This is a genomic window from Campylobacter sp. RM15925 (genome assembly GCF_012978775.1).
Classification (GTDB): Bacteria; Campylobacterota; Campylobacteria; order Campylobacterales; family Campylobacteraceae; genus Campylobacter_A; species Campylobacter_A canis.
In genome coordinates this window covers 1-22,991 of sequence record NZ_LIWP01000019.1, presented here as the reverse complement: position 1 = coordinate 22,991, position 22,991 = coordinate 1, and the positions used below count along the sequence as shown (strand labels likewise).

23 protein-coding genes are annotated in these 22,991 nt (G+C 38.5%); 4 read left to right on the top strand and 19 right to left on the bottom strand.

The features are described from left to right. The 3 genes from CDOM15925_RS09380 to groES all read right to left on the bottom strand — a co-directional run. Positions 1 to 595, bottom strand: a 595-nt coding sequence (locus CDOM15925_RS09380) for a retention module-containing protein (protein ID WP_169943147.1), incomplete at its 3' end; no start/stop codon positions are given. Between the two features lie 223 nt (positions 596 to 818). After that, a complete protein-coding gene (gene groL, locus CDOM15925_RS09375; RefSeq protein ID WP_169943146.1) occupies positions 819 to 2,456 on the bottom strand; it encodes a chaperonin GroEL in 1,638 nt (545 codons plus the stop codon). A gap of 37 nt (positions 2,457 to 2,493) precedes the next feature. Continuing rightward, the gene (groES, locus tag CDOM15925_RS09370) at positions 2,494 to 2,754 is read right to left on the bottom strand and encodes a co-chaperone GroES (protein WP_169943145.1); all 261 of its coding nucleotides are present in this window, start codon (positions 2,752 to 2,754) and stop codon (positions 2,494 to 2,496) included. 168 nt (positions 2,755 to 2,922) lie between these two features. Between groES and CDOM15925_RS09365 the strand changes: the two genes are divergently transcribed. After that, entirely contained in the window at positions 2,923 to 5,547 is a 2,625-nt protein-coding gene (locus tag CDOM15925_RS09365; RefSeq protein WP_169943144.1) for a translocation/assembly module TamB domain-containing protein, read from the top strand. A gap of 428 nt (positions 5,548 to 5,975) precedes the next feature. Here CDOM15925_RS09365 and CDOM15925_RS09360 read toward each other — a convergent pair whose 3' ends face one another. The 7 genes from CDOM15925_RS09360 to CDOM15925_RS09330 form a co-directional block, all read right to left on the bottom strand. Next, the gene (locus CDOM15925_RS09360) at positions 5,976 to 6,494 is read right to left on the bottom strand and encodes a tetratricopeptide repeat protein (protein WP_169943143.1); all 519 of its coding nucleotides are present in this window, start codon (positions 6,492 to 6,494) and stop codon (positions 5,976 to 5,978) included. A 125-nt stretch (positions 6,495 to 6,619) separates the two neighbouring features. Continuing rightward, on the bottom strand, positions 6,620 to 7,267 hold the full coding sequence (locus CDOM15925_RS09355) for a tetratricopeptide repeat protein (protein WP_169943142.1): 648 nt from the start codon (positions 7,265 to 7,267) through the stop codon (positions 6,620 to 6,622). Positions 7,268 to 7,281: 14 nt separating this feature from the next. Continuing rightward, entirely contained in the window at positions 7,282 to 7,902 is a 621-nt protein-coding gene (locus tag CDOM15925_RS09350) for a tetratricopeptide repeat protein (RefSeq protein WP_169943141.1), read from the bottom strand. Continuing rightward, positions 7,899 to 8,540 carry a tetratricopeptide repeat protein gene (locus CDOM15925_RS09345; RefSeq protein WP_169943140.1) on the bottom strand — a complete coding sequence of 214 codons (642 nt, stop codon included), beginning with the start codon at positions 8,538 to 8,540 and terminating at the stop codon, positions 7,899 to 7,901. The genes CDOM15925_RS09350 and CDOM15925_RS09345 overlap by 4 nt, the downstream gene beginning before the upstream one ends. Before the next feature lie 141 nt (positions 8,541 to 8,681). Further along, positions 8,682 to 9,269 carry an NUDIX domain-containing protein gene (locus CDOM15925_RS09340; RefSeq protein WP_169943139.1) on the bottom strand — a complete coding sequence of 196 codons (588 nt, stop codon included), beginning with the start codon at positions 9,267 to 9,269 and terminating at the stop codon, positions 8,682 to 8,684. Next, positions 9,254 to 10,627 carry a magnesium transporter gene (gene mgtE, locus CDOM15925_RS09335; protein ID WP_169943138.1) on the bottom strand — a complete coding sequence of 458 codons (1,374 nt, stop codon included), beginning with the start codon at positions 10,625 to 10,627 and terminating at the stop codon, positions 9,254 to 9,256. Before mgtE ends, CDOM15925_RS09340 begins: the two co-directional genes overlap by 16 nt. Further along, entirely contained in the window at positions 10,614 to 11,810 is a 1,197-nt protein-coding gene (locus CDOM15925_RS09330) for a peptidoglycan DD-metalloendopeptidase family protein (RefSeq protein WP_169943137.1), read from the bottom strand. Before CDOM15925_RS09330 ends, mgtE begins: the two co-directional genes overlap by 14 nt. A 114-nt stretch (positions 11,811 to 11,924) precedes the next feature. On the opposite strand from CDOM15925_RS09330, the gene CDOM15925_RS09325 reads away from it, so the two are divergent. From CDOM15925_RS09325 to CDOM15925_RS09315, 3 genes are read left to right on the top strand one after another with little or no spacing between them, the layout of a single operon-like run. Beyond that, a complete protein-coding gene (locus CDOM15925_RS09325) occupies positions 11,925 to 12,644 on the top strand; it encodes a plasminogen-binding N-terminal domain-containing protein (protein WP_169943136.1) in 720 nt (239 codons plus the stop codon). Further along, the gene (locus CDOM15925_RS09320; RefSeq protein WP_169943135.1) at positions 12,644 to 14,026 is read left to right on the top strand and encodes an FAD-linked oxidase C-terminal domain-containing protein; all 1,383 of its coding nucleotides are present in this window, start codon (positions 12,644 to 12,646) and stop codon (positions 14,024 to 14,026) included. The genes CDOM15925_RS09325 and CDOM15925_RS09320 overlap by 1 nt, the downstream gene beginning before the upstream one ends. A gap of 16 nt (positions 14,027 to 14,042) precedes the next feature. Further along, complete coding sequence (locus tag CDOM15925_RS09315; protein ID WP_349644347.1) at positions 14,043 to 14,870, top strand: YihY family inner membrane protein; 828 nt, start codon at positions 14,043 to 14,045, stop codon at positions 14,868 to 14,870. Positions 14,871 to 14,885: 15 nt separating this feature from the next. Here CDOM15925_RS09315 and CDOM15925_RS09310 read toward each other — a convergent pair whose 3' ends face one another. From CDOM15925_RS09310 to CDOM15925_RS09270, 9 genes are all read right to left on the bottom strand, one after another. Next, positions 14,886 to 16,166, bottom strand: coding sequence for a ComEC/Rec2 family competence protein (locus CDOM15925_RS09310; protein ID WP_169943134.1), 1,281 nt, complete (start codon positions 16,164 to 16,166; stop codon positions 14,886 to 14,888). Positions 16,167 to 16,250: 84 nt separating this feature from the next. Further along, positions 16,251 to 17,630, bottom strand: a complete 1,380-nt coding sequence (locus CDOM15925_RS09305; RefSeq protein ID WP_211436728.1) for a replicative DNA helicase — start codon at positions 17,628 to 17,630, stop codon at positions 16,251 to 16,253. Between the two features lie 168 nt (positions 17,631 to 17,798). Next, on the bottom strand, positions 17,799 to 18,857 hold the full coding sequence (ispG, locus tag CDOM15925_RS09300; protein ID WP_169943132.1) for a flavodoxin-dependent (E)-4-hydroxy-3-methylbut-2-enyl-diphosphate synthase: 1,059 nt from the start codon (positions 18,855 to 18,857) through the stop codon (positions 17,799 to 17,801). Positions 18,858 to 18,971: 114 nt separating this feature from the next. Next, positions 18,972 to 20,825 (bottom strand): primosomal protein N', encoded by a 1,854-nt coding sequence (locus tag CDOM15925_RS09295; protein ID WP_169943131.1) that lies wholly within the window; start codon positions 20,823 to 20,825, stop codon positions 18,972 to 18,974. Continuing rightward, the gene (locus CDOM15925_RS10185) at positions 20,825 to 21,253 is read right to left on the bottom strand and encodes a prepilin-type N-terminal cleavage/methylation domain-containing protein (RefSeq protein ID WP_211436727.1); all 429 of its coding nucleotides are present in this window, start codon (positions 21,251 to 21,253) and stop codon (positions 20,825 to 20,827) included. Before CDOM15925_RS10185 ends, CDOM15925_RS09295 begins: the two co-directional genes overlap by 1 nt. Positions 21,254 to 21,324: 71 nt before the next feature. Continuing rightward, on the bottom strand, positions 21,325 to 21,786 hold the full coding sequence (locus CDOM15925_RS09285) for a type II secretion system protein (RefSeq protein WP_169943130.1): 462 nt from the start codon (positions 21,784 to 21,786) through the stop codon (positions 21,325 to 21,327). A gap of 108 nt (positions 21,787 to 21,894) precedes the next feature. Beyond that, positions 21,895 to 22,398 carry a prepilin-type N-terminal cleavage/methylation domain-containing protein gene (locus CDOM15925_RS10110; protein WP_249934731.1) on the bottom strand — a complete coding sequence of 168 codons (504 nt, stop codon included), beginning with the start codon at positions 22,396 to 22,398 and terminating at the stop codon, positions 21,895 to 21,897. Positions 22,399 to 22,515: 117 nt separating this feature from the next. Next, complete coding sequence (locus CDOM15925_RS09275) at positions 22,516 to 22,746, bottom strand: hypothetical protein (RefSeq protein WP_169943129.1); 231 nt, start codon at positions 22,744 to 22,746, stop codon at positions 22,516 to 22,518. Beyond that, positions 22,746 to 22,979, bottom strand: coding sequence for a coiled-coil domain-containing protein (locus tag CDOM15925_RS09270; protein ID WP_169943128.1), 234 nt, complete (start codon positions 22,977 to 22,979; stop codon positions 22,746 to 22,748). The genes CDOM15925_RS09275 and CDOM15925_RS09270 overlap by 1 nt, the downstream gene beginning before the upstream one ends. Positions 22,980 to 22,991: the final 12 nt, after the last annotated feature.

Sequence of the window (22,991 nt, the reverse complement as noted above, 5' to 3'; positions counted from 1 at the left end):
CCGGATTTGACGGTTCTTGCGGAGCTGGTGCCGATGGTTCTTGCGGAGCTGGTGCTGAAGACTCATTGCCTGAATTAGAATTTATCTCTTCAACACCTGCTTCCGAAGCAAAATTTCCATTTCCACTTGAAGAGCTAAATGGCTGAGCATCAGAGTAAGAATTATCCAAATCTCCGTATCCTTCAAACACATTGCTGATATTGCCCGAACTCGTAAAATTCTCAGAACTCAAGCTTGTTCCTTCGCCGCCGGCTATTGATCCGCCACCCGCAGCCGTAGCTTCAAGAGTATTTAGATCCTTACCTTCGATGATAGCCTTTTGCAGATCGCTAATGTCCTCAGCACTGGCAAACACATTTGAAATTCCTTGTGAAGATAAGAAATTTTGATCAAGCACAAGCAAATCTTCTCCTACCAGAACAACCTCTTCGCCATCTTTCATAGAAATTACGACCTTGGACTTGACATCAAGCGTTTCAACGCTCTCTCCTAGCAATATTTCATCGCCTAAATTTAGTGTCCTTGCTACTCCTAGTTCGTCTTTTACAACTACGGAACCTGAAATTTCTTTTACTATACCTACTATATTTGGCATTTTTACACCTCTATATTATTTAAAATTTTAAAAGAATCTTACTAAATTTTTAAAAAATAGTATATTGTACTCAAGTACAATAGAAAACAAATTATATATAAATTGTAAACAAAACTCAATAATGTATTTTTAGAATTTAAATCATAAAATATCGCATAAACAAAAGAAGAATTCCCTTGCAAAAAAGCAAGGGAAGGAAAATTATAAAATTAGGCAGAGTAAATTACATCATTCCGCCCATGCCACCCATTCCGCCCATATCAGGCATTGCCGGCATTGCAGGCTTATCCTCTTTTAGTTCGCTTATAGTAGCCTCTGTTGTAAGAAGAAGACTTGAAACGCTAACCGCGTTTTGAAGCGCCACACGCTCAACCTTAACAGGGTCTATGATGCCCGCTTCAAACATATTTACATACTCACCCGTAGCTGCGTTAAATCCGAAATTCGCATCTTTGCTTGTGCTGACCGCATTTGCAACCACGCCCGCATCAAAGCCTGCATTTTCAGCTATTTGGCGAAGTGGCGCAGTTAAAGCACGTCTTACGATAGCAGCACCTATCGCCTCATCACCGCTTAGATCAAGCTTCACTCTGGCACTTGCTTGGATAAACGCAGCACCGCCGCCGATTACTATACCCTCTTCAACAGCAGCTTTTGTAGCGCTTAGTGCGTCATCTACGCGGTCTTTTTTCTCTTTCATCTCAGTTTCCGTTGCCGCACCTACTTTTATAACAGCCACACCGCCGCTTAGTTTGGCTAAACGCTCTTGAAGTTTTTCTTTATCATAATCACTTGTAGTCTCTGCGATTTGAGCCTTAATTTGAGCTATTCTTGCATCTATAGAAGCTTTTTCGCCAGCTCCGTTTACGATAGTCGTGTTATCTTTATCGATAACTACGGTTGAGGCTTGTCCAAGATCGCTTAAATTTGCTCCTTCAAGCGTTCTACCAAGCTCTTCGCTTATCACTTCACCGCCTGTTAAGATAGCGATATCTTCAAGCATCGCCTTTCTTCTATCTCCAAATCCCGGCGCTTTAACGGCAGAGATATTTAGCACGCCTCTAAGTTTATTTACAACCAAAGTCGCAAGAGCTTCTCCCTCGATATCTTCAGCTATGATCAAAAGCGGTTTGCCGGTCTTTTGAATTTGCTCTAAAATAGGCAAAAGATCTTTTAAATTTGTAATCTTCTTATCAAATAGCAATATATAAGGATTGCTTAGCTCTACTTGCATTTTTTCAGCGTTTGTAATGAAGTATGGGCTTAGATATCCACGGTCAAACTGCATACCCTCAACCACATTTAGCTCATCATGGATTGATTTTGCTTCCTCAACGGTTATAACGCCGTCTTTGCCTACTTTTTCCATCGCGTCGGCTATCAATTCGCCTATGGTCGCATCTGAATTTGCCGATATTGTAGCGACTTGAGCTATCTCTTTTTTATCCGTTACTTTTCTAGCCATAGCTTTTAGCTCGGCTATGATAGCAGCGGCTTGTTTATCCATTCCGCGTTTTACTTCAATTGGATTTGCGCCTGCAGTGATGTTTCTAAGACCCTCTTTAAATATAGCGTTAGCCAAAACCGTCGCTGTTGTAGTTCCATCACCAGCTTCATCAGCTGTTTTACTTGCTACTTCTCTTACAAGCCCTGCGCCCATATTTTCAAGTGCGTCTTTTAACTCAATCTCTTTAGCTACACTAACACCGTCTTTTGTGATGGCAGGAGCACCGAAACTCTTTTGGATAAGTACGTTTCTACCGCGTGGTCCCATAGTTACTTTTACGGCATCATTAAGTTTTCTAACACCTTCGTATAGTCTATTTCTAGCTTCATCTGAAAAAAATATCTCTTTTGCCATTTTCTTTTCCTTAAGTATTAATTTTTAAAATCAAATTTTATTTAATAACGCCCAAAACGTCGTCTAAATTTAACACAAGATAAGTTTTACCTTCAAGCGTTATCTCCGTTCCGGCATATTTGCCAAACACCACGTCATCGCCTGTTTTTACGTTTTCCACTTCGCTTGATACTGCTAGAACTTTACCGCTTAAAGGTTTTTCTTTTGCATTATCGGGTATAATAATACCTGTTGCTGTTGTCTTAACGTCTTCAAGGCGTTCAACTAAGATACGCTTGCCTAATGGTTGAAAATTCATAATTCATCCTTTGGTATAATATTAATTTTTAGCACTCTTGTTTTTTGAGTGATGAAATTATATGATAGTTTTTTAAATTTGTCAATGATTTCAGCTAAATTTATAATAAACTCTTAGTTAGTTAAACTCAACTTATATGAATTTATAAATTAAATTTAAAGGATAGTCATGAAAAAATTTTTAGTAGTTTTGCTCGGGCTAATAGTCGTTTTGATCATCGGCGCCTATACTGTTTTATTCACCGACTTTGGAAACGGTATAGTAAAGCCTTATGTTGAAAATATTATTAAAGAAAAAAGCGGATATAACGTAAAATTTGAGAAATTTCAAATTCGCCCGACCACAATCGATATAGTAGCTAAGGCAAATGACGAAATAACGCTAAACACAAATGGAACTCTTTCTGTATTTAGTCAAAGTATCGATCTAAAATACGATGTAGAAGTTGCGAATTTACGCTCGCTTGGAGTTGAGCTTAAAGAAAAAATGCTCTTTGCAGGACTCGTAAAAGGTGTATTTAAAGACTTTAATGCTAACGGCGTAGGCAACCTGCTTGGATCAAACGTTAAATTTAACGCAGATATCAAGGAATTTAAGCCGCTTGCTCTTAATCTAGACGCTAAAAATTTAGAGGTCGATAAAGCTCTTGCACTTGCGGGTAAGCCGATTTATGCTAACGGCAAGATCGATATAACCGCAGATATAAAAGATAACACCGGCAAACCTGACGGTACGGCAAACATAGATATCGTAAATATACTAACCAATAATGCCCTAATCGCAAAAGATTTTAACCTCACTCTGCCTGCGAATTTTAACCTAAAAGGCGCGATTAAAGCAGATGTTAAAGACTGGATAGTAAATGCAAAAAGCGCTTTTGTAACGCCGATTGCCGTTGCGGGGAGTGAAAAATCGATATACGATATAAATTCTCAAACTCTAAGCAGTGATTTTAGGCTTGTAGTGGATGATTTAACCAAACTTGAGCCGATCATAAAGCAAAAGATCGCAGGCGCGCTAAACGTAAAAGGCAACACGATCGTTGCGCAAAATCAGCTTAAGAATTTGGATGCTGACATAAACGGGTTTGGCGGCACGGTAAAGGCTGTTTTAAACAACGACAAGCTTACTGCCAAAATCAACTCGCTCAAGCTTGACGAATTAATAAAAATAGCCGCTCTGCCTGCGTTTGCAAGTGGGGTTATAAACGGAGAAGCGGTGCTAAACGATATAAAAAACACTAAAAATATCGCAGGCTCCGTTAAACTAACGACTCAAAACGGCAAACTTGACGCAGGCGAGTTTAAAAAACTTACAAATTTAAATATAGCAAACGGCGTAACATTTACTTTAAACGCCGATGTGGACGTGAAAAACGGAGAGGCGAAGTTTGATGCGGCGCTGCTTTCAAATTTAATGAATTTAAAAAATCTAAAAGGCAGCTACAATATAGATAAAAAAGCGCTTGATAGCAAATTTACGCTAAATGTCGATGATCTTGGCAAGCTTGAGAGTCTAGTCGGTCAAAAACTAGCGGGTAAAGTCGATATAAACGGCGATGTAAGCTTGCTTAACAATCAGCTAAAAGGTCTAAATGTGGACGGAAATGCACTTGGCGGCAATATAAAGGCGAATTTAAAAGACGAGAAGTTGGTTGCCAGCTTAAATTCTCTTTTGCTTAAAGACGTTTTTATCCTCATAGGCTCAAAACCGCTTGCAAATGCGACTTTAAATGCCGATATCAACCTAAACGGACTTGACGCTAAAAACCTAAACGGAACTATAAAAGCAAACGTTAAAGACGGAGTGGTATATGAAGCCGAAGCTAGCAAAGTGCTTGAAAAAAAGCTTCCCGCAGGGCTTAAATTTAATGCAAATAGCGATATAGCTTTGCAAAAAAGTGTAGCAAATTTTGATGTGCTGGCAAATTTAATATCAAGCAATAATACAAATTTAATAGCCGTCAAAAATACAAAAGGAAGCTTTGATATCAACCAAAATATCTTAAAAAGCGTTTTTGAGCTTGAAATTCCTGAACTTAAAAATATAAGCTTTTTAACAGACAGAGTGCTACACGGAAATATAAATTTAAAAGGCGACATGCAAAAACAGGGCGAAAATTTAACCGCAAATGTTACATCAAAGCTGTTTAACGGGGATTTGAAAGCTAATTTAAACAATAATAAACTAGTTGCGAACCTAAGCAAATTTACGACCAAGGGCTTAACGGATCTGTTGGGGCTTGATCACATTTATGACGGCGTGGGCGACATGAATGCAAACTACGATCTTAAAACTCAGAGTGGCAAATTTGACGTGATTATAGATGAAGGAAGGCTTGCTAAGACAAAATTTACGGAAAATTTCATGACATTTACCGGCAGGGATATAACGAGTGAAATTTATAAAAACAGCAAAGTTTATGGAACGATCGATAAGCAAATGATAAATTTTAACGCCGAAATGAATGCTACAAGAAGCAATATAAATGTAGAAAACGGCAAATTTAACACCGCTACAAAAGCTATAAACATACCGGTAAAAATGAATTATGAAAAAACGGATATCGCCATTGATATCACGGGCACAAGCGACAATCCAAAATACAGCATAGGCTCGGAATACATCAAAAACAAAGCCTTAAAAGAGCTTGATAGATTTTTAGATAAAAAGCTTGGCGGCAAAAACCAAGAAGGAAGCTCTAGCACTGATAACGCCGAAGGCTCAAGCGGTCAAGACACAAAAGATCAAGGCAAAGATATCGTAAAAGATCTGATAAAAGGTCTATTTTAGATTCAAGGAGGGTTTGGCTACTTGCATGTCAAACCCTCCTTGCATAAGCCAATAAATTTTAGCGATCAAATTTAGCTATACTACTTAGTTTACTCCTCAAAGCATAAATTTAATGCAGATATCTTAATTATGTAGGTATAGAGATTTGACCCAGATACAAACAAATCGCTGTAAAAATTTTCTTTAAATTTAGCTACGAAAAGCACTTGTAGATGCTGATTTCAATAAATCTTTTTATAATATTATCTTATTAGGATTTAAAATTCCAAGAAAAACTAAAACTATCTAGCTAGACTTGATAGAATATAAATAGTTTTATAAATAGTATTTAAAATTTACTTTAAGTTTGTCTTTGTAGCTATTTTATATCATTAATTGCGACAAGAGGTCATTGCAAAGCGCAAATTCCTCTTGTCAAATAAAATTACTTATTTTAAAGCATTAGCAGAGTTACAGGCTTGTTCATTACCGTATCTGCAGCCTTTTTCAAATAGCTCAATTGCTTTTTTATTATCCTTTGTAACCTCTTTGCCTTCGCTATATATAAATCCGGCTTTAACGCAAGATACATCATCGCCGTGAGCGCAACCCTTTTCATAAGCCTCTATCGCAAGCTTCATATCTTTTTGAACGGCACTGTTGCCCTTTTCATAAATTCTACCTACGGCACCACAACCAAAGCCCAGCTTGTTCTCGCAGCTTTTTTTGTAAATTTCAAGAGCCTTTTTTTCGTCTTTAAAGACACCTTTACCTTGCTCATAGAAATTTGCTAGGTTAAAGCAGTTGTACATATGTCCTTTTTCGCACGAAATTTGGAAAATTTCAACCGATTTTTTATACTCACCATCCAGTATCGGATCAGGCGAAATAAGCTCCATAGGATTACCCGACCCCATAGAAAACGCAAAAGAACAAACCGTCGCCAGACAAAAAATAGTTTTTTTCATCCTTTTCCCCTTAAATTTGAATTTTAATCTTATTTTTTAATAATACGAATCTCATTGTAACAAACAAAGACTAAATTTAAGGATAAATTATGAAATTTAGCACTTAAAATATTCATTACAAAAGCTTATTTTTTATCTACGGTTTTAGATAATTTTCTAAATTTAGAGCAAGCGTCACTTGCGCCGTAATCGCACGCTAAACCGTAAAATTCCATCGCTTCTTTAGCGTTTTTCTCAACACCTTCGCCCACTTCATACATATCGGCTAAATTGTAACATCCATCGCTATTTTTACCGTCGCAAGCCATTTTGTAGTATTTAGCCGCAGTTTTGAAGTCTGACTCCACTCCAAGTCCGCTATCATAAAGAGTGCCGACCTTTAAGCAGGCATCGCTTACCTCAGCCTTGCAAGCCTTACTATAAAATTCCATAGCTTTTGCGTAATCTTGCTTCATGTCATTTAAGCCATCATAATACATATCTCCAACCATCTTGCAACCGTCCATATCGCCCATATTGCAAGATTTTTTGTATAGATCGCTTGATTTGTAAGCAGTCGAGTTATCGTCTAAAACCCCGCCTCTTTCAAGCTGAAGCGCAAATATATAGCAAGCCGCCGCGTTCTTTTCATCTTCACAAGAGCGTTTATATAGCTCCATAGAAGCTGTAGAATCATAACTATCCTTGACATATCTTTTTGTCGCCTGCTCAAACAAATTTGCACCAAATACGCCGCTTATTAAAGCGGTAACTAAAATCAATTTTTTAACCATCTCTTCTCCTTGTTTTAATTTTTACTTAAGCGTCTAAACTGGACGCACCCCTCATCATACCCAAGATCGCAAGCCTTTCCGTAAAATTCGGCTGCTTTTTTCATATCTCTTTTTATCTCTTCACTCCCATCTTTATAAACAATGGCGATAGTTAAACAGCCTTGCAGATTGTCCATATTGCAAGCCTTCTCGTAAAGCTCGGCAGCCTTTTTATAATCCTCCTTAAGCCCGCCTATGCCACCATTATAATGATATGCAAGCATCATGCAAGCTGAGCTTATTTGGGCATTGCAAGATTTATCATAAAGCTCTCTAGCCTTAGCGTAATCAACCTTAAAACCGCCAAAGCCTTCGTTATGCATGTCGCCAACCGTCTTGCAAGCGTCCATATCACCCATGTCGCAAGCCTTTTTATATAACTCATCGGCTCTATTTTGATCACCCATACTGCCTAAAATAATGCCCGCGATATTGCAAGCTGCGGCTACTTTATCATCATAGCATGACTTTTCATAAAGGTTTAAAGATACTGCATAGTTACTGTTGTGGAAAAGAAATTTCTTAACCGCCTTTTCAAAGTTACTTTGAGCATATACCAAAACCCCAAGCGACAATAAAACGATAAATTTTCTCATCTTCTATTGCCTCCTATGATTTTGCTTATGCGATCAGAATCCTCGCAAGCTTCGTATATACCTCCGTCGCATGCTTGCATGAAAAACACTAATGACCTTTTTAAATCTTTTTTAATACCAGATTTTAAGCCTTCATACATCTGCGCAAGCATATAGCAACCGTAAGGAGAGTCGTTTTGGCAAGCAAATTCATAAAGTCTAACGGCATTTTTGAAGTCTTTATCGAGCTTATAAAAATGCCCAAGCTCGAAGCAAGCGTCGCCAAGTCCGGCTTGGCAAACCTTTTCGTATATCTCGCGAGCTTTTTTATGATCTGTTGCGACACCGCCTCTTCCTTCATTATATATATCGCCTATAGCTTTGCAAGCATCCATATCGCCCATGTCGCAAGCTTTTTGATATAGTTTAAAAATTTGTCCGGTATCTTCTTGAGGCATATAGCCTTCTTCTTGCTTTTTTGCAACTATATAGCAAGCCGCGGCAACTTGATCTTCTTCGCACGCTTTTTTACAAAGCTTCAAAGCCGCCTCTTGATCTCTTTCGTCATGAAACATAAATTTCAAGGCCGCTTTTTCGAAGTTGCTTTGAGCAAATGCGGATAAAGTAAAAAAGATAAACAGTATAAATTTTCTAGACACGCCATCTCCGATTGATATGTTTAGTTTTGATTTGTATATTTTATTTAATAAATATCAATACAAAGTATCACAAATAAAGATTTTTATCATATGGATTTTTGATTTATAAATATGAAATTTATCGCTTATAAATAGCTTTGCTTATTTTGAAAATTTATCAAAAAACCACATAAAAGCAAAGAGAAGTCCCGGCGCTTTTACCTTTTTCTCGTCACGCATAAACTCTCTTGCATGAGAAATTTTTATATACACGCTTTCTATCTTTTCGCCGTCTATTCCACCGCCCTTTGAAACTCTCATACTCTCGTTTATTTTGGCAAAAAACATAGTTTGCTTATTGCCTCCAAAACCAAGCGCGCCATGAGTAACGGCTATCTTTTCAACTTGATCCAGTCTAAACCCAACCTCTTCGATAGCCTCTTCCTTGATCGTCTCTTCTTCGCTTAAGCCCTTATCCATAAGTCCTGCGCAAAGCTCGTAAGTGTAGCCCATATCCTCATATTTTTCACCCTCTTTTTGCAGGTTATACCAAACAGCCGGGCGAAACTGCTTAACCAGCAAAAAAGCGTCTTGTTCTTCATGATACAAAAGCACGGACACGCTACTATGCACATGAACGCAGTCCCAATATCTTTTAACTCCGTCCATCTTGTATCCAAGCCTATAAGGTTTAATAAATTTAGACTCCTTAAGTCCTAAAATTTCTATATCTTCTATAATAGTATCCATTTGGCAAGCCCCAAGAAACTAAAAAATCCCACTACATCGGTAACCGTCGTAAGAAGCACGCTTGAGCCTACGGCCGGATCGATATTAAATTTCTTTAAAGTTAAAGGTATGAAAGTCCCAAAAAACCCTGCAAAAAACAAATTTATAAGCATTGAAGCTCCTATTACAACGCCAAGCATAGGGCGAGAAAACCAGACAGAAGCGATAATACCCATCATGACGGCAAATATAAATCCGTTTAAAAGCGCTATAGAAAGCTCGCGCTTTAATACATCTTTGGCATCTTTAAATTCGATATCCCCAAGAGTTAGCTTTCTAACCGTTACAGTTAGCGCTTGAGTGCCGGTGTTGCCGCCCATGGAAGCTACTATAGGCATCAAAACGGCAAGTGCAACATAGCTTGCGATCGTCTCATCAAACAGCCCTATGATACTTGAAGAGACTATAGCCGTAAATAAATTTATAAAAAGCCAAATTCCGCGCGATTTGGTCGCCTTAATGAGGCTATCTTCCTCTTCTTCGTCCGCATCACCAACGTTTGCAAGGTTATAAATTTGCTCCGTAGCGCTCTCTTGGATAAAGTCGTGTATATCGTCCGTTGTGATACGACCAAGCAAAACGCCTTTGCTATCAACAACCGCTATGGAGTTCATATCATAGTCCTGAACTCTCTCTACGACATCTTCTATAGGCTCATTATCAACCGCCACATGAGGCTTATACTTATCCTCCTCACTTCTTGCAATAATATCTTTAAGCGTGGAATTAAAGTTAAATAAAATCAGATCCTCAAGCGGTATAGCATAACGCAAAATTTGCTCTTCATCTACGATAAAAAGCTGAGATACGTTTTCAAGCTCGCCGTTTTCTTTTTGAACCCTTAGTCTATCGACCGCAGATTGAAGCTTTTCTTGTAAATTTGCGCTAAAAAGCTCGGTTTGCATATAAGCGCCGGCTTCATTTTCATCATAACTTCTAATACGTAAAATTTCTTCTTGATCATCCCTATCAAGCCCGTCAAAAAGCTCCTTCGCCTTTTGCTCATCGATATCTTCGATATATTCTAAAAGCTCGGCGGCATCGTCGCTTTCTAGCTCCTCGATAGCTTCGATAATCTTTTCGCTAGGCAAGGTTTCAATCACATCTTTAAGCATGTGATCGGGAAGCTCGATAGCTACATCGCCTAAAATTTCAGGCTCAAGCTTTTCTATATATTCTGCAAATAGCTCTTCATCGTGCTTTTTAACAGTTCTTAGATGTTGAGCCAGATCGGCTGCGCTAAGCTCCTCATCGATAGTGTCATTTAGGTGAGAGTCTATAAGCTCTTTGGCTTCAAGCAGTTGATCATTTTCGTTCATCTATATCCTTAAACTCGATAAAGTTATCAAAGACTTCCTCTTTTTCGCTCTGAATATCTTCTACGATATATTTTTTCATCTTTGCATCGTTTTCATCGACAACTTTTTTAAATTTACTGCTCTCTTTTGAGCCGGAGCTCGTTACGATAGCCTTTTTTGACTTAAGCATTTTTTCGGGATTTATGGCTTGTTGGTTTTTATAAAGACCAAAGTGAAGGTGCGCTCCCGTGCTAAGCCCCGTATTTCCGACGTAAGCTATAACCTGCCCTTGTTTTACTTTAGCGCCTGATTTCATGCCTTTAGCAAAGCCGTTTACATGAGCGTAAAGTGTTTCGTATCCGCCGCCGTGATTTATGACTATGGTTTTACCGTATCCGTTTTTTCTGCCTACGAATTTCACCTTGCCGTCGCCTGCTGATTTGATAGGAGTTCCTTTTGGCGCACCGTAATCAACTCCCAAGTGAGCTCTATATCTCTTAAGCACGGGATGATATCTTTTAAGAGTAAAAGGCGATGTAATTCTTGCGTTTCCAAGCGGTCTTATTAAGAAAAATTTATCGTTTTTCTTACCGCTTTTGTTATAAAATTTATTTTCAAATTTATAAACCGAGTAGCGTTTTTTACTTGCTTCTACCATAGCCGAATGAATTTCAGGCATACCGAAAACTCGCCCCAAGCGACGCTTTTGAGTATAGACTATAATTATCTTATCGCCTTTTTTAAGTTTTCTAAAATCAACTTCACCCCTCATAGCCAAGGAAAAAGCATTTGCAAGCCCTATGCTTCCGGTGTGATCAACGATATCTTTATACGGAGAGCTTTCAAGCTTGATACTTAAAATTTTATCCTCGAGCTGATAGGATATGGGGGTAAGTTGTATCTTAAATTTATCGTATTCGTCTTTAAAAATTTGAATCTGAAGCTCTTCGTTTACGGGGATTAAAACCTGACGAATGCCGTCTTGTTCATCTCTTAAAATTTGATACTTAACGCCCGCCATGATCTCACTTGCGATCTCTTTATCTTCTCTGTCAAGGTTATAATAAAGCGAAAGAGGGATCGAATTAGCTTCTAAAAACGTTAAAAAAGTAGAGCCGTTTGGCCAAGAAAGCTCTTCTACGCTAAGTTTAGCGGCGCAAAGTTGAAGACTTAAAAATATACCCACAAAAAAAATTCTAACCATACGCTCCCCTGAATAAATAATAGGGATAATTTTACTTTATGCTTGCTTATATTTTGCAAAACTAAGCTGTTTTAAGTTATAATCGTTTGAAATTTTTAAAATTTAGGAGCGAATTTGAGACGGATTTTGTTTATCTTAACTGCAATTTTTACATTTGTTTTCTCGGCGGAATTTAACATAAAAGAGTATCAAACTCCGATAATTGAAGCAAAAGACGGATTTGGAACTATCATCGACAGTCCTGATATAGTAGTAGGTTCAAGCGGTATAGTCGTGCATAAATTTGACGCTCGCAAAAGCTCTATCATAGCTCGCGTTAGCGTAACCGAAAAAGGCGGTGGCTTTGCAAAAATTCGCTTTGAAGTATTTGACAGCCTAACTCAAAAAGCGCTTCCGATCCCCGGAATTCTTCCCGCAAGCGGAGATACGGTCATACTAAACTACCTTTACAACCGCTCTTTAATCATAGTTCCAAACAAAGAAATTTACAACGAAGTCATAAGCGCTTTTAAGGATATGGAGTTTATTCACCCAGATATCGTGGGCTCATACTTAAGTTACGAATACAAACCAAACCCGAGCCGAGACGACTTCCGCAAGATGTGCTCACAAAGCGCTGCGGGGCTTATATTTATCGCGATGAATAACGAAAGTCTGTTTGCGGACTGCCAAAGCTTTGAAGTGCTTAAAAAATTTCAAAGCGGAAGCGTGGCGTACTATCAGTTGCCTTTTTATACGAGAGTTAAGGATATAGACACGGTATTTTGGAAGCTTGGATCAAGTAAGATAAGCGACTTTGATCGCCATTATAAATCACTTTTGAAAGAGAAGTAATGGAAAAAAAACATATTGATTTTTTCACTAAACTACTAAATCAAGACAATGCATATTTTGATAAAGCGCACCTGCTGGCTTACAGCTATGATGCGACCAGAAAGCGCCATTTGCCTGATGGAGTGCTATTTCCAAGAGATGAAAGCGATGTAAGCGAAATTTTAAAATACTGCAACGAGCATAAAATTCCCGTTATCCCAAGAGGTGCGGGAAGCGGCTTTACGGGTGGATCTTTAGCGATAGACGGCGGTATCGTGCTTGGATTTGAAAAGCATATGAATAAAATTCTTGAGATCGATATGCAAAACATGGTCGCAGTAGTTCAGCCTGGCGTTATAAACATGGACTTGCAGCGTGCAGCCGAAGAGGTCGGGCTATTTTATCCACCGGATCCTGCTAGCCAAGACTACTCAACAATAGGCGGCAACGTAAGCGAAAATGCAGGCGGTATGAGAGCCACAAAATACGGCATAACCAAAGACTACGTAATGGCGCTTCGTGCCGTGCTTCCAAACGGAGAGGTCATAAGAGCGGGCAAACGCACGATAAAAGACGTCGCGGGATATAATACGGCGGGAATTTTGATAGCTAGCGAAGGAACTCTTGCGGTGATAACCGAAATCACCTTAAAACTAATCGCAAAACCGAAATTTCAAAAAACGGCGATGGGTGTATTTGATAGTGTAAATTCAGCCATGAACGCCGTTTATAAAACTATGGCGGCGGGCGTAACTCCAGTGGCGATGGAATTTTTGGATAATTTAAGCATAAGAGCGGTTGAAGAGAAATTTCAAAAAGGCTTGCCTGTAAATGCGGGCGCTATCTTGATAACTGACGTTGATGGCGATATACAAACGGGGCTTGATCAGGATTTAGCGACTATAGAAAAAGTGTTTAAAGAAAACGGTGCAAGCGAATTTAAGGTCGCACGCGATGATGTCCAGAGGCAAGATATCTGGTTTGCGCGTAGAAACTGCTCGCAAAGCATTACGATTTATGGAAATTTAAAGCTAAACGAAGATATCACCGTGCCACGCTCAAAGCTTCCCGAATTGCTTGATAAAATTTCAGAGGTTTCTAAAAAATACGGCGTTAAGGTTCCGTGTTTTGGTCATACGGGTGATGGAAACGTCCATACGAACGTAATGGTTGTGGATAAAACCGATCCCGTTCAAGTAGAAAACGGTCACAAAGCGATAGAAGAAATTTTTAAGATCACGGTTGATCTTGGCGGCACGCTTAGCGGCGAACACGGCATAGGCATAAGCAAAGCAGAATTTATGCCGCTTGCTTTTAGTGAAGCTGAAATGCAGCTTTTTAGAGCGATAAAAAAGGCGTTTGATCCAAACAATATCCTAAATCCAAATAAGATGGGGCTATAAAATTTAAAGGGCGTAAGTGAGAGCTAAGATCAATAAAGAAGAACTAAAAGCATATGTCAAAATTGCACTTAGTATCAAAGACAAACAGCTCTTTCACTATGCCTCAAGCCTTAGCTTTCACACTATGCTTTCGATTATCCCGGTGCTTCTCATCTCATTTTCCATTTTTACGCAGATGCCAAGCTTTAAAGTATATTACACCAAGATCAAAGAGTTTATTTTTTCATCTCTTTTACCTTCAAATCAAGACGTGATAAGCGAATATATAGAAACATTTTTGCAAAACAGCTCAAGTCTGGGCATGCTAGGGCTTGGCGCTATCATCTTTACCTCGGTAATGTTTTTCGTAGATTACGAATATGTCATAAACAAAATCATGAAAACCGAAGGCAGAAGCTTTTGGCACTCTTTAAGTGCGTATTGGACGCTTATCACCCTTGCTCCGCTTGGACTTGGGCTTAGTTTTTATCTGTCAAATTTGCTTCAGGATTTCTTAAATGCGACATACTACACAAAGTGGATAAACTTCTTAAGCATCTTTCCGTATCTTATCATTTGGGCGATATTTTGTATAACGTATCTCATCTCTGTAAGTCGTCCTATAGCGGTTAAAAACGCCTTGTTTAGCTCGTTTGTAGCTTCCTTAATATGGTATTTTGGCAAAAGCCTATTTGTGTTTTACGCAGTAAATAACAAAACCTATCTTAGCATTTACGGCTCTTTTTCGGTTGTGCTGTTCTTCTTCGTGTGGGTCTATGTTTCGTGGATTATATTTTTATACGGAGTGAAATTATGCAGCTTTTTAGAGCAAAAAGATAGAGCGAAAAAGACCATCGACAAATAACAAATTTTGCAAACTTCAAAGCAATACTAAAAAACAAAACAAATTTAATACCACGACAAAAATAGCTAAATTTCGGCTTTTAATGCCGATTAACGCGCAGATGTTATATGCTAAAAATATCCAAAAATTAATATTTAAATTTACGCTTGGCAAACGCAAAGATAAAAACCAAACTAAAAATTCATCAAATGCTCCGCCTAAATTTAGCACGTGCAGTAAGGTGGCAACAGGATAAAAAACAGTAAAAATTATGCTTAAAGGAAGCACGCTAAACTGCTGAAAGCTAATAAGCGGGAAAAAATAAACCACAGGAATAATCATCGCAAAAAATACCCACAAATTTAAAAGCAAGACGTGAATTAAATTTGAAAATCTATCCTTAAAATGGTGCAAGTAAAGATAGATGAAAAACACCCCCGCACAAGAGAAATAAAACCCCACGCTAAAAGCCAAGCTTGGCATAAAACTAACCGCCAAAGCAACGATAACGGCTAGGATTTCAAAGCTTATTACGCGTATATTGCAGCTAAAGAGATAAAAGACAAATAGACTCATCAAAAACGCTCGCAAAAACGACGGCACAAAATCAATAAGCCACAGATAGCCAAACAAAAGAATAAAAATTACCGCGCTTAAATCAAATTTTTCGCTTCTATACGGAAAATGCCTAGCCTGAAAATATCTATAAAAAGGACGCAAGCAAAAATACATCACACCAAAAATCAGACCCAAATGATAGCCCGAGATCGCCACAAGATGAGCGATTCCAAAGTGATTTACATCATCTCTAAGCTCTTTTGAGATAGGAGTTGCGAGAAAAAGTGCCGCATAAAGCTCTTTGGCTTTTGTTTCATCATGCTGACCTGCTATAAATTCATAAAATTTATCCCTTAAATTTTCTTGCAAACTATCTTGCGAATTTTTGCTTTCTCTAAGCTCAAGCAAGCCGAAGTTGGGCATATAGAAATTCTCGCTTAAAAACTCTATGAATTTTACGTTTTTTTGAGCGGGACGAACCAAAATTCGCTCATTTATCTCAGGCTCAAACTCCGCTTTTGAAGTAGTATAGAAGCTAAATTTATCCGTCTTTAGCTTAAGAACTCGGTAGCTTTTGCCCTTATCGTTTTGTTTGGTGTAGCTTTGAAGCACTTTTGCGTTTAGTATAAGATATCTGTCTTGTTTAAACTGATGAAAATCATAAAATTTAAGGCTTAAATTTATAGATAGTATGATTATGCAAAATAGACAAAACAGCCCTATTTCGGCTCTATTTTCAAAAATTTGGTTTTGCTGCACGGGATTTAAAGCTTTAAAATTTGAAAATCAAAAGCTTTAAGCAAATATAAATTTTCAAATTTTAAAAGCATACCAAAATTTACCTCAGCCCGTAAATTCCGTAACTTGAGGCGCGAAACTCTTATCCACAAAGCGCGTAAATTCCTTTTGAAAGATGACTTCAACCGTCCCGACAGGTCCGTTTCTGTTTTTACCGATGATGATCTCGGCATCCTCTTCGATCTTATTTGGGATAAATTTGCGCACATACTCCTTGCCTTCGGCTTTGGCGCGCTTTTCACGCTCTTTTTCCTCTTGCTCAAGATAAACCTCATCGCGATAAACAAAAAGTATCATATCCGCATCTTGTTCTATCGCTCCCGATTCTCTTAAATCACTTAGCATAGGGCGTTTATTTGCCCGCGCTTCTAGGCTACGATTAAGCTGAGATAAGGCGATTATCGGCATATCAAGTTCACGCGCAAGAAGCTTCAGCCCGCGTGAAATTTCAGCTATCTGCAAGTGGCGATCGGCATAGTTTGAAGTAGCCATCATAAGTCCGATGTAATCAATCACGCAGAGTGAAATTTCAGGGTGGCTTGATTTTAGCTTGCGCATTTGAGTGCGAATTTGATGGATATTTACATATCCGCTATCGTATACAAAGAGCTTTTTGTTTGCCATATCGTCGCACGCATCGCTCATCCTGCTCCACTCGTCATCATCCATCTTGGCAGTCATGATGTTTTGAAGTGGGATTGAAGTTTTAGCGCTTAGCATTCTTAGCATAATCTGCTCGGCAGGCATCTCAAGCGAGAAAAACACAACTCCGTTTCCGCGACTTAGCACGTGGTTCATCAAATTTAGACAAATCGTCGTCTTGCCCATGCCAGGGCGTGCGGCAATGATTATAAGATCGCCGTTTTTAAATCCTTTCGTCATCTCGTTTAACTGCCTAAAGCCGGTATCGATACCTACGATATCTTTATCCTCAAGCAATTTTTGCTTCTCAAGATGAGCCAAAACATCAACTATAATCTCTTTACTGTCTTTTATCACGCCTGCGGCAGAGCCTTCAACAAGCGAATAAAAACTCTGACTAAGCTCATCGACCATATCGCGACTTGGCTTATCCTCGCTTACTTTGTTTGGTATCTGGTGAGCTATCTTTACAAGAGAGCGTTTTATCGACTTTTCACGAAGTTCGGTTGCGTATTTTTTGATGTCAAGGATTGAATTCGTGCCGATAATGTTAGCTAAAATTTCCTCGTCAAATTTGTTTGCGAGCTTAGTCTTTAAAAAGCTAGTTTCGATAGGCAAATCGGCATTCATACACTCAACCATCGCGGTATAGACGTCGCAGTGTCCTTTAAGGTAAAAATCTCCTGCCGAAATAATGTCAAAAATTTCAGCCAAATTTTCACTGCTATAGATAATCGAGCTTAGTATCGCACGCTCCATATCAAGGTCATAAAGGTTGTGCATATCGATATTTTGGGCTTTTGCCACGTTTTTCTCCAATCATTTATATTTTAAATTTCAGCCATACAAAAGAGCTAAATTCTTTAAATCTCTCGCAAATTTGCTTGAAATTCTATCGCCGACCAAAAACCAACGACAAATTTATCTCGTCCAAATCACAAGCAGGCTAAATCAACTACGAGATTTTATCTCCTCGTCAAGCTCCAAAAGAAATCTATCCACAAGCTCGTGCTCTTTCAGCCTTGCAACGACCTCTCCGCGTCGCATTATAAGCCCGCTTTCCTTGCCAAAAGCTATGGCCACATCAGCACCCTTAGCCTCGCCTATCGCATTTACCACGCAGCCCATAACCGAGACATTAAGCGGCTCTTTGATATGCTTTGTCTTTTCCTCGACTATCTTAATCGCCGCCATTAAATCGCTTTGAAGCCTCCCACAGGTAGGGCAAGAGATGATATTTAGCCCCTCTTTTTGCCTTCCGCTATCTTTTAAAATCGCTTTTGCGACCTTTATCTCTTCTTCAAGCTCGCCCGTGATACTTACTCTCATCGTATCGCCGATACCTTCGAGCAAAAGCCCGCCAAGAGCTATAGCTGACTTTATCGTAGCATGAAAGGTTGTTCCTGCCTCCGTAACGCCTAAGTGAAACGGATAATCAACCTTTGGACGAAGAGCGCGGTAAGCTGCCATCGTGCGCTCAACATCGCTTGATTTAAGCGAAATTTTAATGTCTGTGAAGTCAAAATCCTCAAGCAAATTTATATTATACATCGCGCTTGCGACCATCGCTTCAACGGTGCGTCCGAATTTGTTCTCAAACTGCTCTTCAAGCGAGCCTGAATTTACGCCTATTCTGATAGGCAAATTTCGCTGCTTACACGCTTCAACGACAGCCTTTATGCGCTCTTTTGAGCCGATATTGCCCGGATTTATCCGCACCGCATCGACAAATTCACTGACTATAAGCGCATATCGGTAGTTAAAATGAATGTCGGCAACCACGGGAAGCGGGCTTTGTTCCACTATCTGCTTCAAAGCGCTCGCATCCTCCTTGTCAAGCACGGCGCAGCGGACTATATCACATCCCGCAAAATATAGCCTATTTATCTGCTCCAGCGTGCCTTTTATATCTTTTGTCTTTGAAAAAGTCATCGACTGCACCGATATAGGAGCGTCGCCACCGATTAAAACATCGCGAATTTTTATCTGTCTGGTTGGATATCTTTGCAAATTTAGCCTTTAAATTTTTGAGTAATTATAAAAAATTTTCTCTTTTAACCCGCTTTTGTACGTGAAAATAAACTATAAAACTCTACACAAATAAAAATATGAAAATATATAGGCTCAAGAGAAATTAAGCGGATCTATATCGACATCAAAGCCAAATTTTAAGCAAATTTTACCCGCTTTTATAAGTGGAATATGCGAGCCGGAGCGAAGCAAAATTTCAAAGCGATATTTTTGAGAGAGAATTTCTATCGCGCATTTTCCGTGTCCTATGATCTGTAAATTTGGCTCTTTGGTTTGAAAATTTTTAAGCTCATTTACACACTCATCTAAAATTTCCTTAGCCGTTTTTTCATTTTTATTCGCGATGACAGCTCTTAAAAGCCTAACAAATGGCGGATAAAGCCTTTCACGTGCGCTCATCTCCTCTTTTAAAAAGCTATCATAATCCTGCACAAATTTCTCAAAAAACTCTCTTTGCAAGCTTTGTATCACGACTCTGCCCGCTCCGCTCCTGCCAGCCCTACCCGCAACCTGCATAGCAAGCGCAAGCACCCGCTCACGCGCACGAAAATCGGGAAAATTTAAAAGTTCATCAACGCCCATCACAACCGCTAGATCAACATTATGATAGTCATGCCCTTTGCTAAGCATTTGAGTGCCCACAAGGACGTCTATCTCGCCTGCGTTAAAGGCTTTGAGACTATTTTCTAGCTTCTTTTGCGTGGTTATCTCATCTCTATCAAATTTGGCTATGCGAGCGCTTGGAAGTGCGTCTTTAAGCAAATTTATTAGCTCATCCGTGCCAAGCTTTTTTGCCTCTATCATTTCGCTGCCGCATTTTTCACAAGAATTTGGCACAGGCGTCATAAAGCTACAGTACTGACACTTAAGAGCATTGCGCTTCTTGTAAAAGCTCATTCCAACGCTACAAAATGGGCATTTTATAGTGCTAAAACAATCTTTGCAAACCAAATAGCGAAAATTCGCCCTTGTAGGCAGAAGTACGACAGCTTGTTTGCCGTTTTCAAGACTAAATTTAAGCTCGTTTAAGATAGTTTCACTAAGAGCAGTTTGGCTCTCATCATAGATAAAGCTTTTTTCACTTTTAAAAAATGTGCCTTTGAGTCTAAAATTTGGTTGTTTGTAAAAGCTAGTTAGGCTCGGAGTGGCTGAGCCAAGAATCACTTTTATATCAAATTTGCTCGCTAAAAACAGAGCTAAATCTCTTGCGTTGTAGTGTGGATTTTGAGCTGATTTGTAGCTATCGTCATGTTCTTCATCTACTATTATAAGCGATAAATTCGTAAAAGATAAAAACAGAGCTGATCTAGCACCCGCGATGAGCTTTATCTCGCCATTCATAAATTTAGCTAAAGTTTCTTTACGATTTTTAGGTGTTATCTTGGAGTGCCAAAGAGCGAATTGATCGCCAAAATATTCGCTTAATCTTTTTTGCATTTGCGGAGTGAGTGAAATTTCAGGCATAAGAAACAAAACTTGCTTGCCATTGTTTAAATGCTCTCGGATTAACGAGATATAAATTTCACTCTTTCCGCTTCCAGTATCGCCAAAAAGAAGGCTTGTTTTATGTTCTTTAGCAAATTTTAAAGCTCTATTTTGATCCTCACTTAAATTTGGCTCTTTATCTAATTTATTATTTTGATTTAGTTGTTGCCCACTCTCATCAAGCGGAATAAACAAATTTGAAGCTATAGACAAATTTGATATGTAGTAATGCGAGATAAAATTTAAAAGTTCGATTTGGATTTGAGTTAGTTTGCTTGGTAAGATTTCTAAAATTTCAGATGTTTTAAAATTTGGCTTTTGAGTCTCTCTTAAAACATAGCCAAGAGTTGTTTTGTTTTTTAAATTTAGCCTTACTTGAGTGTAAGGCTTGATGACTTCACTACTATGATAAGTAAGCGGTTCTAAATTTAGACCGCTTAGTATTACTTCATAATAATTCATTACTCCGATAGTTGTTCGCAAAGAGCTTTGCCATTAGCGTCATTGGCACAACTAAAAGAACCGTCTGTTTGGTTATATGCGAATGTTACGCTTTGACCTGCGAGAGTAAAGGTATAGTTATTTCCGTTTTTATCCCAGCCTGAAGTAGCTCCTGAAGCTTTTTTCTTGATACCGCCCGATAAGACGTTATCAAAGAGCTTATCGCCTGCGCTAGCCGTCTCAAGAGCAGGATATGTAAATTGCCCTCTTAGCATATTCGTATTTCTAGCATTAACGACCGCACTTTTTATAGAGGCGATATCAGATCTTGCTTTTGCTATGATAGCATCATCTCTAGTAGCAAAAAGTCTAGGCGCGGCAATACCAGCCAAAATACCAATAACAACTATAACAAAAACAAGCTCAATCATTGTAAATGCATGTTTCATAATAATCCTTTGTGTTTGCATTATTGTATCATACGCAAACTTATTAATACAAAATTTTTATTATCTTGAATTTAATTACTAAATTTGACATTTGAACTAGCAAATCGATGAGTTTTGCTGAGTTTTTTTACGGAATCAAGCTCGTTAAACTGAACACATATAGAGTCATTGCTTATCCCTGTATCATAAACTGTAACTGCGCCGTCAGATACAGATATCTTTGAGCAGCCTTTGCTTTTTACACTCAAAAAAACATCATCACTTAAAAGAGTAGTATCATCGATACTAGAGCCATCTTTATCCGATAGAAGATTTACTTCTGTAGCATCTTTCCATTTGGTTGCAGAATCAAATTTACCTTTACTTGTATAATATGACGATAAATCCATAATAAGAATAGATAAATTTGATACACCTTTTGAAATTTCTGCGTCATCTCTAGTCGCAGCTATTCTTGGGATAGCTACGGTAGCCAAAATAGCCAAAATAACAATAACAAAAATAAGTTCAATTATAGTAAAAGCACGCTTCAATCTATTTCCTTTTACTCTAAAAGAATTTAAAAAGCCCAAACCTATCAACTAAAGATAGATTCGGGCCTTTTATATTTAAAGTTTTAATTAGAATTAAAAACTAAGATTTTAGAATTTAACTTTTGATCCGCCTAGTTCATGCTTCTTACCAGATGTACCAGTTCCTACGATTTCTTTAACAGAAGCAATATCTTTAAACTGAGTACATATACCATCACCTGCAGGAGTAGCTGTTACGGTAGAGCCAGCAACAGCAATTTGTACACAACCCTTATCTTTAACTTTCAAAAATGCAGCAGTTGTAACAGGTGTAGTAGAAGCTAAATCCGCACCAGTTGCCGCACTAGCCAATCTTACAGATGTAACATCGCCCCATGTTGCAGTAGCTGAAGTACCAGCACCACCTCCGGTTGTCGTTGTTGTCTTTGTAAAGCTACCTTGACTTGTATAATATCCTGCTAGATCATTCATAAGAGTTGCTAAATTTGCTGCACCTTTTGAAACTTCTGCGTCATCTCTTGTCGCTGATAGTCTTGGAATAGCCACAGCAGCCAAAATACCTAATATAACGATCACGAAGATCAACTCAATCATTGTAAAACCTTTTCTCATAAGAGACTCCTTAAATTTATTTCTACATACATTTATGTAGTTGAGAGAATTATATAACTGTAAAACTTAAATGATTATTAAATTATTATAAATTTTTGGTAAATTTTGAGTAATATTTTAGTTATGATTTATCTCATCGCTTAGTTTTTGCGCTAAGCTTTGCAGATCACGCTCTTGCTGATAGTTTTCGTAGCTTTTTTGCACAAAAGCGCTTAACAGCTCTTTCACATCAAGATATTTCTTCCCGCCCAAAAACACTTCCCAGTCGCGCTCAAAGCTCTTAGCGAAGTCATCTTCAAGGCTGATAGTATAGTCTCTTGATGCGATTGTGACTGTTATCTTTTTCATTATTTTCCTAAGACTGCCTCGATCTTGCGCACGATGTCGTCTGATTCGATATTTTTGCTCTTAACTTCTTCTTCCAGTCTTAAAATTTGATTAGATTTGGCTTCGTTTTGCGCTTTTAGGCTGATTAGCTCGTTGCGAAGCTGTTCGTTCTCCTCGCACACTTCATTGTATCTGGCAAGCAGGTCATTAACCTTATCGGTTAGAGTGTTTAGCACCTTGTCGTTTTCAAACATATCGTCCCTTTA

Coding starts and splice junctions, on each gene's coding strand:
- CDOM15925_RS10110 (WP_249934731.1), bottom strand. CDS start 22,398: ATGAGAAAAGGTTTTACAATGATTGAGTTGATCTTCGTGATCGTTATA.
- CDOM15925_RS09275 (WP_169943129.1), bottom strand. CDS start 22,746: ATGAAAAAGATAACAGTCACAATCGCATCAAGAGACTATACTATCAGC.
- CDOM15925_RS10185 (WP_211436727.1), bottom strand. CDS start 21,253: ATGAAACATGCATTTACAATGATTGAGCTTGTTTTTGTTATAGTTGTT.
- groL (WP_169943146.1), bottom strand. CDS start 2,456: ATGGCAAAAGAGATATTTTTTTCAGATGAAGCTAGAAATAGACTATAC.
- CDOM15925_RS09365 (WP_169943144.1), top strand. CDS start 2,923: ATGAAAAAATTTTTAGTAGTTTTGCTCGGGCTAATAGTCGTTTTGATC.
- groES (WP_169943145.1), bottom strand. CDS start 2,754: ATGAATTTTCAACCATTAGGCAAGCGTATCTTAGTTGAACGCCTTGAA.
- CDOM15925_RS09355 (WP_169943142.1), bottom strand. CDS start 7,267: ATGGTTAAAAAATTGATTTTAGTTACCGCTTTAATAAGCGGCGTATTT.
- CDOM15925_RS09305 (WP_211436728.1), bottom strand. CDS start 17,630: ATGCACAACCTTTATGACCTTGATATGGAGCGTGCGATACTAAGCTCG.
- CDOM15925_RS09360 (WP_169943143.1), bottom strand. CDS start 6,494: ATGAAAAAAACTATTTTTTGTCTGGCGACGGTTTGTTCTTTTGCGTTT.
- CDOM15925_RS09295 (WP_169943131.1), bottom strand. CDS start 20,825: ATGAATTATTATGAAGTAATACTAAGCGGTCTAAATTTAGAACCGCTT.
- CDOM15925_RS09330 (WP_169943137.1), bottom strand. CDS start 11,810: ATGGTTAGAATTTTTTTTGTGGGTATATTTTTAAGTCTTCAACTTTGC.
- CDOM15925_RS09270 (WP_169943128.1), bottom strand. CDS start 22,979: ATGTTTGAAAACGACAAGGTGCTAAACACTCTAACCGATAAGGTTAAT.
- CDOM15925_RS09340 (WP_169943139.1), bottom strand. CDS start 9,269: ATGGATACTATTATAGAAGATATAGAAATTTTAGGACTTAAGGAGTCT.
- CDOM15925_RS09350 (WP_169943141.1), bottom strand. CDS start 7,902: ATGAGAAAATTTATCGTTTTATTGTCGCTTGGGGTTTTGGTATATGCT.
- CDOM15925_RS09320 (WP_169943135.1), top strand. CDS start 12,644: ATGGAAAAAAAACATATTGATTTTTTCACTAAACTACTAAATCAAGAC.
- mgtE (WP_169943138.1), bottom strand. CDS start 10,627: ATGAACGAAAATGATCAACTGCTTGAAGCCAAAGAGCTTATAGACTCT.